At 71.8% G+C, this 12,957-nt stretch carries 9 protein-coding genes; all 9 read left to right on the top strand.

Annotated features, from left to right (window positions below):
* Positions 1–5: 5 nt before the first annotated feature.
* The 9 genes from MRBLWH7_RS16375 to MRBLWH7_RS16335 all read left to right on the top strand — a co-directional run bounded on the left by MRBLWH7_RS16375 (position 6) and on the right by MRBLWH7_RS16335 (position 12,956).
* Positions 6–1,538 carry an alpha-N-arabinofuranosidase gene (locus tag MRBLWH7_RS16375; protein ID WP_341996371.1) on the top strand — a complete coding sequence of 511 codons (1,533 nt, stop codon included), beginning with the start codon at positions 6–8 and terminating at the stop codon, positions 1,536–1,538.
* Positions 1,539–1,570: 32 nt separating this feature from the next.
* On the top strand, positions 1,571–3,841 hold the full coding sequence (locus MRBLWH7_RS16370; RefSeq protein ID WP_341996369.1) for a beta-galactosidase: 2,271 nt from the start codon (positions 1,571–1,573) through the stop codon (positions 3,839–3,841).
* A 29-nt stretch (positions 3,842–3,870) separates the two neighbouring features.
* Positions 3,871–5,175: an alpha-galactosidase gene (locus MRBLWH7_RS16365; protein WP_341996367.1), complete on the top strand. Its 1,305-nt coding sequence runs from the start codon at positions 3,871–3,873 to the stop codon at positions 5,173–5,175.
* Positions 5,176–5,319: 144 nt separating this feature from the next.
* Positions 5,320–6,522 carry a Gfo/Idh/MocA family oxidoreductase gene (locus tag MRBLWH7_RS16360; protein WP_341996365.1) on the top strand — a complete coding sequence of 401 codons (1,203 nt, stop codon included), beginning with the start codon at positions 5,320–5,322 and terminating at the stop codon, positions 6,520–6,522.
* 5 nt (positions 6,523–6,527) lie between these two features.
* On the top strand, positions 6,528–7,745 hold the full coding sequence (locus MRBLWH7_RS16355; RefSeq protein WP_341996363.1) for a dihydrodipicolinate synthase family protein: 1,218 nt from the start codon (positions 6,528–6,530) through the stop codon (positions 7,743–7,745).
* 115 nt (positions 7,746–7,860) lie between these two features.
* Positions 7,861–8,742, top strand: coding sequence for a sugar phosphate isomerase/epimerase family protein (locus MRBLWH7_RS16350; RefSeq protein ID WP_341996361.1), 882 nt, complete (start codon positions 7,861–7,863; stop codon positions 8,740–8,742).
* A 267-nt stretch (positions 8,743–9,009) separates the two neighbouring features.
* Entirely contained in the window at positions 9,010–10,032 is a 1,023-nt protein-coding gene (locus tag MRBLWH7_RS16345) for a LacI family DNA-binding transcriptional regulator (protein ID WP_342002104.1), read from the top strand.
* Positions 10,033–10,135: 103 nt separating this feature from the next.
* Positions 10,136–11,149, top strand: coding sequence for a LacI family DNA-binding transcriptional regulator (locus MRBLWH7_RS16340; RefSeq protein WP_341996358.1), 1,014 nt, complete (start codon positions 10,136–10,138; stop codon positions 11,147–11,149).
* Positions 11,150–11,192: 43 nt separating this feature from the next.
* The gene (locus MRBLWH7_RS16335; RefSeq protein ID WP_341996356.1) at positions 11,193–12,956 is read left to right on the top strand and encodes a CHAT domain-containing protein; all 1,764 of its coding nucleotides are present in this window, start codon (positions 11,193–11,195) and stop codon (positions 12,954–12,956) included.
* The last annotated feature ends 1 nt before the right edge of the window (position 12,957 follow it).

The raw sequence follows: 12,957 nt of genomic DNA, 5'->3' as shown, positions 1-12,957 counted from the left end.
CACCCATGACCTCTCCGGCTGACGCGACCGCGCGGCTCGATCCGCACTACGAGATCGCCGACATCGACCGTCGTCTGTTCGGCGGCTTCGTCGAGCACCTCGGACGCCACATCTACGACGGCATCTTCGAGCCGGGGCATCCGTCCGCCGATGCCGACGGCTTCCGCACCGACGTCATCGAGCTCGTGAAGGAGCTCGGGGTCTCGACGATCCGCTACCCGGGCGGCAACTTCGTGTCGGGCTACCGCTGGGAGGACGGCATCGGCCCGGTGGCCGAGCGCCCACGCCGCCTCGACCTCGCCTGGCACTCGACCGAGACCAACGAGGTCGGGCTGCACGAGTTCCAGGCGTGGCTCGATCGCGTCGGCAGTGACCTGATGCTCGCGGTCAACCTCGGCACCCGCGGAACGCAGGAGGCGCTCGACCTCCTCGAGTACGCCAACGCCGACACGCCGACCGCGTGGACCGAAGCGCGTGCCGAGAACGGCCGCCCAACGCCGTTCGGCGTGAAGATGTGGTGCCTCGGCAACGAGATGGACGGCCCATGGCAGGTCGGCCACAAGAACGCCGACGACTACGGCAAGCTCGCCTCGCAGACCGCGAAGGCCATGCGCATGATCGACCCGGGCGTCGAGCTCGTGGTGTGCGGCTCGTCGTCGCGTTCGATGCCGACGTTCGGGTCGTGGGAGCGCACCGTGCTCGAGCACACCTTGGACGACGTCGACTTCATCTCGTGCCACTCCTACTACCAGGAGTACGACGGGAACGCGCAGGAGTTCCTCGCATCGGGCGTCGACATGGCGCGCTTCATCGAGTCGGTCGTCGCGATCGCCGACGCGGTCGCCGCGACGAAGAAGAGCGACAAGCGCATCATGATCTCGTTCGACGAGTGGAACGTCTGGTACCTCTTCAATCCGGACGGCACCGAGTCGGGCCACGAGTTCAAGGGCGGCGCGTGGCCGATCGCGCCCCGTCTTCTCGAGGACCAGTACCACGCCCTCGACGCCGTCGTCTTCGGCGACCTCATGATCACGCTGCTGCAGCACGCGGACCGCGTGCGCTCCGCGTCGCTCGCGCAGCTCGTCAACGTGATCGCCCCGATCATGACCGAACCGGGCGGCCCGGCCTGGCGGCAGACCACGTTCTTCCCGTTCTCGATCACCTCGCGCCTCGCGCAGGGGCGCGCCGTGCGCGTTCCCGTCTCTGCGGGCACGTTCACGAGCGAGAAGCTCGGCGAGATCGAGGCCGTGAACGCGGTCGCCACGATCGATGACGAGGGCGTGTCGCTGTTCGTCGTGAATCGTTCGACGACGGATGCGGCGAACCTGCGCGTCGACCTCGCTCCGCTGCTGCAGGCGCTCGGCCGCGAGGTCGCGGTCGTCGAGTCGCACCAGCTGCACGACGACGACATGTACGCGGCCAACACCCTCGAGGATCCTGAGCGCGTCAACGTGCGCGAGGCCGGGGCATCCGTCGACGGCGATGTGCTGACGCTGGCGCTGCCGGCCGTGTCGTGGACGGCGGTCCGGCTCGCGTGAGCGCTGCCGCGCCCCGCGGACCGGAGACACGGATGCTGCGCGCCGACGTCACCGGACAGCCTCGCGCCGAGCTGCGGCCGGCGATGGCGAACACCGAAGACGCGCGCGCGGGACTCGCGCTGACCAGTCGCACGCTGCTGCGTGACGGGCGACCGTGGCTGCCGGTCTCGGGTGAGCTTCACTACACGCGGGTGCCGCGCGAGCGGTGGACCGAGCGCCTGCGCCTCATGCGCGCGGGCGGCATCTCGGTGGTGTCGACGTACGTGCCGTGGCTGCACCACGAACCGGTGCGGGGCCAGGCGCGGTTCGACGGGCGCTACGACGTGGGCGCCTTCGTCGACGCGGTGCGTGCCGAGGGTCTCGAGATCGTGCTGCGGATCGGTCCGTGGGTGCACGGCGAGATGCGCAACGGCGGGCTGCCCGACTGGGTGCAGCACGCGCCGGTGCGCCATCGCACCGACGATCCCGCATACCTCGACCTCGTGCGGGAGTGGTTCGAGAGGATCGGCGCCGCACTCGACGGCCGCTGCCGGCCGGACACGGTGCTCGGGATCCAGCTCGACAACGAGCTGTACGACCAGCCGGGCCACCTCGTCACGCTGAAGCGCCTCGCGCGCGGGGCCGGCCTGTCGGCGGCGCTCTGGACCGCGACCGCGTGGGGCGGCGCGGATCTTCCCGACCCGGAGGTCCTGCCCCTCTGGGGCGTGTACGGCGACGGCTTCTGGGTCGACCCCGGCGAGCCGTGGGACCCGACTTTCCGCGCGCACTTCTTCTTCTCCGACGCGTGGGACGATCCCGGCATCGGCGCGGATGTCCGGGCGACGGATGCTGCCGGCCCTGGTTCGTCGACGGTCGCGGGTTCCGAGCTCTCGGCATGGTTCCCAGCGGCGACGTGCGAGCTCGGCGGCGGCATGGCCACGGCGTACCACCGCCGCCCGCGTCCGGACGCGGTCGACATCGCGGCCGTTGCGCACGCCAAGCTGGGCAGCGGGTCGGCGTGGCAGGGGTACTACATGTATGCCGGGGGCACGAACCCCGGGCCCGGTCTCGAGGAGACGCAGGCCACCGGCTACCCCAACGACATGACGCGGCTGAGCTACGACTTCCACGCGCCCGTCGGCGAGGCCGGCCGCACGGCGCCGAGCCATGCGGCGCTGCGCCTGCAGCACGCGTTCGTCGAGGCGTTCGGCGAGCGGCTCGCACCGATGCCGTCGCATCTGCCCGATCCGCGCCCCTCGGGCGTCGAGGATTCCGAGACCCTCCGCTGGGCGGTCCGCGCCGAGGACGACTCGGGGTTCGTCTTCATCGGGTGGCATCAGCCGCACGTGCCGCTGCCGACGTATCTCGGCGCACGCTTCCGCATCGACACGAGCCACGGCCCGGTCGAGGTGCCGAGCGCGCCGGTCGACATCCCGGCCGGCACCCTCGCCCGCTGGCCGCTCGGATTCCCGGTCGCGGGCGTGACGGTCGACTGGGCCACGGCCTCGGCGGTGACGGTGCTTCCGGGGTCGGCGAGGACTCCGCCGACGCTCGTGCTGCTCGAGGACGCCGGCATCTGTGTGGAGGTCGCACACGACGGTGTCGCGTACGCGGTGACGCCGGGCACGGCGCCGGCGCGGATCGAAGAGGCGGACGGCGCGACCCTCGACGTGCTCGTGCTCCCCGCCACGGACGCCGCTCGCGTGTGGGTCGTCGACGCCGCCGCGGGCGGACGGCGACTGTTCGTCGGCTCCGGCGAAGTCACGTGGGATGCCGTGGGCCGAGTATCGGTGCGTGGGAGCGGTGACACCCCCGACGTGCGGGAGTACGTCGACGGCGCCTGGCTCACCCCGGACTGGGAGCATGCGGACGGCGCCGGGGTCGCGGCATCCGTCTCGGTCCGTCGCGTGCGTGCGTCGACCCTGCCGTCCGGAGACTACGGTTCGCGAGACGGCCGGCAGGCGGCGCCCGACGACGCGGTGCTCGACGCCCATGCGGCCGTGTACCGCGTGGACATCCCCGCAGGGCTCGACGCCGACGCCGTGCTGCGCGTGCGGTGGGCGGGCGACGTCGCGCAGCTGCGCGTCGACGGTGTGACCGCGACCGACCGGTTCTGGGACGGCTCCGAGCTCGTCGCGAACCTCCACGACATCGGGGCGGCGCCCCACGCCCGCGTCGAGGTGCGCATCCTTCCGCTGCGCCGCGACACCGGCGTGCATCTGCCGGTCGACGCCGCGGCCCGGCTCGCGGCGTCGGCCGACGGGCTCTCGGAGCTCGACGACGCCCGCATAGACCAGCGCGCCCTGTGGCGCGAGATCCGCTGATACCAGCACGACAGGAAGACGAGACGGCGATGACGCTGCACAAGACGCCCACTCCGCCGATGGGGTGGAACAGCTGGGACTGCTACGGGACGACGGTGACCGAGGCGGAGGTGCTCGCGAATGCCGAGTTCATGGCCGCGCACCTGCTCCGCCACGGGTGGGACACGATCGTGGTCGACATCGACTGGGCCGATCCCACCGCCCGCGCGCACGGCTACAACGAGTCCGCCCCGCTGGTGATCGACGAGTACGGGCGTGTGCAGCCCGACCCGGTCCGGTTCCCGAGCTCCGCGGGCGGCGCCGGATTCGGGCCGCTCGCCGCACGCATCCACGAGCTGGGCCTGAAGTTCGGCATCCACATCATGCGCGGCATCCCGCGGATCGCGGTCGATCGCGACCTGCCCGTGCGGGGCGCCGAGGCGACGGCCGCGCAGATCTCCGACCCGACGAACGTCTGCGAGTGGAATCCGCACTACCTCGGGCTCGACCACCGCGCGCCCGGCGCGGCGGCCTACTACCGCTCGCTCGCCGACCAGTACGCGCAGTGGGGCGTCGACTTCATCAAGGCCGACGACATGCTGTGGCCGTATCAGGCCGCCGAGATCGAAGCCCTCTCGGCGGCGATCGACACCGCGCCGCGACACATCGCGCTGTCGCTGTCGCCCGGCCGCGACCTGTCGGCCGCACACCTGGAGCACCTTCGCGGCCACGCCACGATGTGGCGCATCTGCGACGACCTGTGGGACCGGTGGGACGACGTCCACGCCAACTTCGCCCGTCTCGCCCGCTGGGCGCCGCTGGCCGGACCCGACGGCTGGCCGGACGCCGACATGCTGCCCCTCGGCCGCATCGGCATCCGCGCCGAGCGCGGCGAGCCCCGCGAGGGCGCACTCACCCTCCCCGAGCGCCGATCGCTCGTCACACTGTGGGTGATGGCGCGCTCCCCGCTCATGATCGGCGGCGACCTGCCGACCAGCGCGCCCGAGACGATCGCCCTGTTCACCAACGACGACGTGCTCGAGATCCTCCGCGACTCCACCGGCAACCGCGAACTGCTGCGCGAGCACGACCTCGTGGTCTGGACCGCCGAGCGCGGCGACACCCGCTGGGTCGCCGTGTTCAACACCGCCGACGAAGCACGCGAGGTGCCGTTCGACACCCGCTCCCTCGGCCTCGGACCGGCACCGGCCACCGTCACCGACATCTGGGACGCGGCATCCGTTCCCATCGAAGCCGTCCACGAACAATCCGATGCCGCCCGCAGCGTCGCCCCCGGCAGCTCCGTCGTACGGATCACGCTCGAGCCACACGGCTGCAGGCTGCTGCGCGCCTGATCCGACGCCGAACGGACGCCGCCGGAAAGCGCTTGCGCAGCAGCCGATCGCATGGCACACTGTTGGAAAGCGCTTACCCGATGGTCCGGTCACCGATGCCGGAATCCGGGTGCCCACAGCCTTCAGAGCAGAAAGCAGGACCTCATGACCGACACGACACTGGCCCCGGCCTCCGCTGAGGCATCCGCCCGTCCCACCGTGCGTGAGATCGGCATCATCATGAACGGCGTCTCGGGCCGGATGGGCTACCGCCAGCACCTGGTGCGCTCGATCCTCGCGATCCGCGAGCAGGGCGGCATCGAGCTCGCCGACGGCACCAAGGTCACCGTGAAGCCGCTCCTGGTCGGCCGCAGCGAGGCCAAGCTCGCCGAGCTCGCCGCGAAGCACGGCATCGAGGACTACACGACCGACCTCGACGCCGCCCTGGCCGACCCGCGCTGGGAGATCTACGCCGACTTCCTCGTCACCAAGGCCCGCGCGTCGGCGCTGCGCAAGGCGATCGCCGCCGGCAAGACCATCTACACCGAGAAGCCGACGGCCGAGACGGTCGACGAGGCCCTCGAGCTCGCGAAGCTCGCGCAGGAGGCCGGCGTCAAGACCGGTGTCGTGCACGACAAGCTCTACCTCCCCGGCCTGCAGAAGCTGAAGCGCCTCATCGACTCGGGCTTCTTCGGCCGCATCCTCTCGGTGCGCGGCGAGTTCGGCTACTGGGTGTTCGAGGGCGACTGGCAGCCCGCGCAGCGCCCGTCGTGGAACTACCGCGCCGAAGACGGCGGCGGGATCATCGTCGACATGTTCCCGCACTGGAACTACGTGCTCGAGAACCTGTTCGGCGAGGTCAAGACCGTCTACGCGCAGGCCGCCGTGCACATCGCCGACCGCTGGGACGAGAAGGGCGAGCACTACACCGCCACCGCCGAGGACGCCGCCTACGGCATCTTCGAGCTCGAGGGCGACATCGTCGCGCAGATCAACTCGTCGTGGACCGTGCGCGTGAACCGCGACGAGCTCGTCGAGTTCCACGTCGACGGCACGCACGGCTCCGCCGTGGTGGGTCTCTTCGGCGCGAAGATCCAGCACCGCAACGCCACCCCGAAGCCGGTGTGGAACCCCGACCTGGCCGACGACCACGACTACGACGCCGACTGGGCCGAAGTCCCCACGAACGACGTGTTCCAGAACGGCTTCCGCCAGCAGTGGGAGGAGTTCCTCGAGTCGTACGTGCTCGACACCCCGTACGAGTTCGACCTGCTGTCGGGCGCGCGCGGCGTGCTGCTGGCCGAGGCGGGCCTCGAGTCGAGCCGCGAGGGCCGCAAGGTCGAGCTGCCCACGCTGTCGCTGGACTGATCAGGATGCCGAAGCTCACACTTCTCGCAGGCGACGGCGCGCTCTCGGCCGTGGGGCTGAACGAGTCACCGGGCTACACCAAGCCCGAGGGCCCGCTCCAGAGCCGCGTGGCGTACGCCGCCGCACACGTCGTGCCGAAGACCTGGGCCGACAACACCCCGGGTCAGCCGGCCGAGATCGACTGGGACGCCACTCTGGACTTCCGCCGCGCCGTGTACTCGTGGGGTCTCGGCGTCGCCGACGCCATGGACACCGCCCAGCGCAACATGGGCCTCGACGCCGCCGCGACGCGTGACCTCATCGCGCGGTCGGCCGAGGTCGCCCGTGAGGAGGGCGGCTCGGTCGTGGTGGGGGTCAACACCGACCACGTCGAGGCCGAGCGCATCTCGCTGCAGGATGTCATCGACGCCTACAAGGAGCAGCTCCACTTCACGGAGGAGCAGGGCGCGGGCCCCGTGCTCATGGCGTCGCGCCACCTGGCGCGCGTCGCCGAATCGGCCGACGACTACCGCCGCGTCTACCGCGAGGTGCTGCAGTCGGCGACCGTACCGGTCGTGCTGCACTGGCTCGGCACGGCGTTCGACCCGGTGCTCGAGGGCTACTTCGGCTCCCCCGACTGGCGCGACGCATCGGCTGTGCTGCGGGAGATCATCGAGGAGAACGTCGACAAGGTCGCGGGCGTCAAGATGAGCCTGCTCGACGCCGCGTCCGAGGTCTCCGTGCGCGAGCGCCTGCCCGAAGGCGTGCGCATGTTCACCGGCGACGACTTCAACTACGTGGGCCTCATCGGCGGTCAGGACGTGCCCGAGGCGACCCAGCCGGAGCGCAGCGCCGAGAGCCCGCGCCAGCACTCCGACGCCCTTCTCGGCGCCTTCGCGGCGATCACGCCGGTGGCGTCGGCGGCGATCCAGGCGCTCGACGACGGCGACCCCGCACGGTATCTCGAGATCCTCGGCCCGACCGAAGAGCTCAGCCGCCAGGTGTTCGCCGCACCGACGTTCTACTACAAGACCGGCGTCGCGTTCCTGTCGTGGCTGAACGGCCACCAGCCGGCGTTCCAGATGGTCGGCGGCCTGCACTCGGCGCGGAGCCTTCCGCACCTGTCGCGCATCGTCGAGCTCGCCAACGCGTCGCTCGCCTTCGAGCGTCCCGAGCTCGCCGCCATCCGCTGGCACGGGATGCTGCGCCACAACGGCATCGATGTTCCGGGGGTGATCGCGTGAGCGCCGGGTCCGAGGCATCCGTGTCCCGATCTTTCGCCTTCATGTCCCACAATCGCTCGCTGAGCACCCCCGTATGCGGTGGAAATCGGGACACGCTTCAGAAGGAAGGGCGCGCATGAGCGCCGTCGACCCGCGCCTTTCCATCAACCAGGCCACGATCAAGTACGCCGACCTCGCGACCGCGCTGCGCGTGACCGCCGAGGCGGGCGTGCGGGCGATCGGCCTGTGGCGTGAACCGGTGCAGGAGGTGGGACTCGCGACGGCCGCATCGATGCTGACCGACTCGGGCCTGCGCTTCACGACGCACTGCCGCTCGGGCTTCTTCACGATGCCCGAAGGCCCGGCACGCCGCGCGTCCATCGACGACAACCGCGTCGCGATCGAGGAGGCCGCGACGCTCGCCGCCGCGGGCGCCGAGGGCTCGACCGCGGTCCTCGTGCTGGTGGCCGGCGGGCTGCCCGAAGGCTCCCGCGACCTGGTCGGCGCGCGCGAGCGCGTGCGCGACGCCATCGGCGAGCTGGCTCCGGATGCCGCGGCCGCGGGCGTGACGCTTGCCATCGAGCCGCTGCATCCGATGTACGCGTCCGACCGGTGCGTCGTCTCGACGCTCGGGCAGGCGCTCGACATCGCCGCCGACTTCGACCCGGCCGTCGTGGGCGCGACCGTAGACACGTTCCACATCTGGTGGGACCCGGACGTGCTGTCGTCGATCGAGCGCGCGGGCCGAGAGGGCCGCATCGCGACGTACCAGGTGTGCGATTGGAAGACGCCGCTGGCCGCCGACCCGCTGCTGAGCCGCCACTACCCGGGCGACGGCGTCATCGACTTCGCGTCGCTGACCCGCGCCGTCGAGGCGACCGGCTACGACCGCGACATCGAGGTCGAGATCTTCAACGAGGAGATCTGGGCGACCGACCCGCTCGTCGCCGTGCAGCGCACGGCCGCCGGGTTCGCAGCATCCGTCTCGCCCCACCTTCGCGCCCGCGTCGCCGGCTGACGACGCATCCAGCTCGAAGCGCCCGCGGGGTTCTTGGCCCCCGCGGGCGCTTCGTCGTTGCCGGCGCGCGGCCGAGGCTGCTCAGCGGTCGGATGCCGCGGACAGCAGCCGCACCTCGCGCAGCCGCGGGGTCACCGCCCCCGCGCCATCGATGCGCACCGGCAGCCGGGGCATGTGGTTCCTCAACTGGGGAAAACGACAGGGAAATCGCTTGCCAATCTATCGCCGGAACCGGACACAGGCTCTAGACTCTGGCCTGTGAGCGACATGATCGCGCCTACCCGAGGCGCCGCCACCCTCCACGATGTCGCGCGCGAGGCCGGGGTCTCGCTCGCCACCGCGTCGCGGGTGCTCAACGGCTCGACGCGGAAGGTGGCCGAGAGCTACCGCGAGCGCGTCGAGACCGCAGCCGAGAAGCTCGGCTACACGGCCAATCTCTCCGCCCAGGCCACCGCGCGAGGCACCGCCGCCATCGTCGCGCTCCTGGTCGCCGACATCGCCGACCCTTACTTCGGCCAGCTCGCCTCGGGCGTCGCGCGAGGCGCCGACGAGGCCGGCCTGGTCGTCACGATCGCGATCACGGAACGCGATCCGCAGCGCGAGGTCAGACTGGTGCGGGCCCTCCGCGGACAACGGCCCCGCGGCCTCATCCTCGCGGCCTCCCGCGTGGAGGGCCCTGACGCCGCCGGGCTCCAGGGTGAGCTCGAGGCGTTCTCGAACATGGGCGGCCGCGTCGTCGTCGTCGGTCCCGGCGGGGGCACCGCGCGTTCGGTCGCCATCGACAACCGCGGGGGTGCGGCGGCACTCGGCAGCCGGCTCGCCGGCCTCGGCTACCGCGACGCGATCGTGCTCGCGGCATCCGAGGGGATCCGCACCTCCGATGACCGCGTCCAGGGCTTCAGCGAGGGCTTCACGGATGCGGGCGGCACGGTGCGCGAGGTCCGTCGCGCCGGGTTCACCCGGGACGCCGGCTACGCGGCCGCGTCGGAGCTGCTCCAGGGCGACGTACCCGCAGGCACGCTGATCTTCGGCATCAGCGACGTCGTCGCGATCGGCATCATGTCGGCCGTGCGCGACGCCGGACGCCAGGTCGGCGCCGACATCGCGGTCGCCGGATTCGACGACATCGCGACGGGTCGCGACATCCGTCCCGGTCTGACGACGGTGCGCGTGCCCCTCGAGGATCTCGGCTACCACGCTCTGCACGCCGCCACCGACCCGGAATGGGAGGCCGAGCCGCAGCTCCCGCTCGAGGTGATCCTGCGCGGGAGCACCCCGCCGCGCGGCTGACCGGGCGGCTGCCCCGGGCGGGGCACCTCCGGCCGGGCAGCTGTGGGGCTGAGGAAACGCTTCCGGGTAGGCTGAGCGCGCCGAGACCCAGGGAGACTTACGGATGCCTCGACCGCCCCGCACCGACCGATCGACGCACGTCACCATCGCCGACGTCGCCGCGCGCGCGGGGGTGTCGCTGTCGACGGTGTCCCGGGCGCTGAACGGCAACCCCACGGTGGATCCCGCGCTCACCGAGCGCGTGAAGGAGGCCGCCGCCGAGCTCGACTACACCGCGAGTCCCGTCGCGCGCAGCCTCGTGCTCGGGCGGACGCAGACCGTGGCGGTGGTCGTTCCCGACCTCGGCAACCCGACGTTCCAGGCGATCCTGCGCGGGCTCAGCCGCGCCGCCGCGGCCGACGACTACCACGTGCTCGTCGCCGACTCGGCGGAGTCGGTCGAGGAGGAGCGGGTGCTGGCGGGCACGACCCGGCGGCGTACCGACGGCGTCATCCTTTGTGCGCCGCGCCTGCCGCAGGACGAGCTCGACCGGCTCGTCGGTGGACTCCGGCCGGTCGTGCTCATCAACCGCGCCGCCGGCGGCGTTCCGCACGTGCGTGCGGACTATCGCACCGCCCTCGGCGCCCAGCTCGCCCACCTCCACGAGCTCGGGCACCGGCGGATCGTCTTCCTCGCCGGCGCGCCGGGCAGCGTCGCGAACACCGCACGCCTCGAGGCGATCGCGTCGTTCGTCGCGCAGAACCCCGACACTGAGGTCGCCGAGATCCCGTGCGGCGTCGACTTCGAAGCGGGCGCTGCGGCAGGTGCCGCGGTGCTGGCGTCGGGAGCCACGGCCGCGCTCGCCTTCAACGACCTCGTGGCGATGGGCCTGTTGAGCGCGGTGCAGGCGGACGGATGCCGCGTTCCCGGCGACCTCTCGATCGTGGGGTTCGACGACATCCCGTTCGCGCGGTACACGACTCCCCCGCTGACGACCGCGGCCGTGCCTGCGTCGGAGCTCGGCGTGCAGGCGTGGGCACGCATGCGCGAGCTGCTCGAGGGCACGGAGCCGGGGCATCCGCTGATCGTCCTCCCCGAGCTGACCATCCGCGGCACGACGGGCCCTGCGCCGGCCTGAGCCCACTGTTGCGGGAGTACGCGCGGCGGGACAATGAGCGCAAATGGACCCCGCCGTGATGGAGCTGGAGATCGGGCCCGGACCCGAGCCGGGCTCGTACGTCGCGCGCGTGCTGCGATCGGTCGGCGGGGGCGAGCCGGCCGAGACCTTCCACCTCGATCTCGATGAGCTCGTGGATCGGCGGCCGCTGCTCGAGGCCAGCGTGCTGTCGTCGGCCGTGTCGGCCCGACGGGTGATGTCCGACACCGAAGCGGTGCTGCAGGACGTCGGCCGGCGGCTTTTCGATGCGGCGTTCGCTGGGAGCGTCGGCACGGCGTACCGCACGAGCCTCGCCGTCGCCTCGGAGCGGGGGCTCAGCGTGCAGGTCTCCCTGCGCCTCACGGCGCCCGGACTCGCCGCACTGCCGTGGGAGGCGCTGTACGACGCCGACACCGACCGGTACCTCTGCCGCAAGGAGCCGCTCGTCCGGAACGTGCCTGCGGCGCACACGCCCGTCCTCCGGATCGCGCCGCCCCTCCGGGTTCTCGGCATGATCTCGTCGCCGCGCGGTCTTCCGCTGCTCGATGTGGAGGTGGAGCGCGAGCGGCTCGAGCAGGCGCTCGGGCCCCACATCGACGACGGGCGCGTCGAGCTGAGCTGGCTCGAGGACCTCACGTGGGACGGCCTGCACACGAAGCTGCTCGAGGGAGCGTGGCACGTGCTGCACTTCATCGGTCACGGCGCGTACGACACGGCGACCGACGAGGGTGTTCTGGCATTCGTGGGTCGCGACGGCCGGGCGGACTATGTGACGGCTTCGGCATTCGCCGACCTGCTGGACGAAGCCGAGCCGACCCCCCGCCTCGTGGTGCTCAATTCCTGCCAGTCGGGCACCGGCGGGCCGACGGATCTGTTCTCGGGAACCGCAGCCGCACTCGCGCGCAGCGGCATACACGCGGTCGCCGCCATGCAGTTCTCGATCAGCGATGACGCTGCTCTCGCCTTCTCGCGGGGGTTCTACACGGCGCTCGCCCACAACCGCGGCATCGACGAGGCGGTGCGCAGCGGCCGGATCGGCATCCTCGGCGCAGGTCGCGGAACCCTCGAATGGGTCACTCCCGTGCTCTACCTCCGCGGCGACGCCCAGCTGTTCGATCTGGGACCGGTGCCGACGGACCACAGCGCCCAGCCGCGATCGCCCGCACCCGCCGACGCGACCGGTCGCCCGCGGGGCGCCGCTCCAGCGCCGGCGCAGCCGGCGTCGACACGGGCATCGGCCGACAGAGCGGTACCGGTACCGCCCTCGACCACCGCCGCTGTGGAACGCCCGGCGCGTCGGCCGACGTGGCGGCGCTGGGCGCTCGCGGGTGCGGCGGGGGTGCTCGCGATCGGCGGCGTCGTCACCGCTCTCTCGCTGATTCCGTTCGGTCGCGACCCCGGCGGGTCCGGCGGGTCCGGCGATCAGCCGAGCACGGCCGAACTCGCCGTCCCTCTCGACGTCGACTGGGTCGACGTCGGGCTCTACTGCACCCTCGGCGACGAGTTCGTGATCGAGGTGACCGGGCGCGGCTGGCTCGACGAGACGGCCGACTCGCAGATCGGCCCGGACGGGCTGCCAGCCGGGGAACGGCCCGAGGCCCGCGTCCTCCCCGACGCCAACACGGGGGCGGTCATCGGAAGGCTCGACACGACGCCCGAGCGGTTCCCCGTCGGGACCGGCACCACCTACGTGTGTCCGGCGCAGGGTGGCCTGATGCTCGGGATCAACGACACCGACCTCGAGAACAACAGCGGCGAGTTCGGCGCTGTCGTGACGCTGAATCAGTAGG

Source organism: Microbacterium sp. LWH7-1.2 (assembly GCF_038397755.1).
Lineage (GTDB): Bacteria > Actinomycetota > Actinomycetes > Actinomycetales > Microbacteriaceae > Microbacterium.
This window is presented reverse-complemented; position numbering and strand designations above follow the sequence as displayed.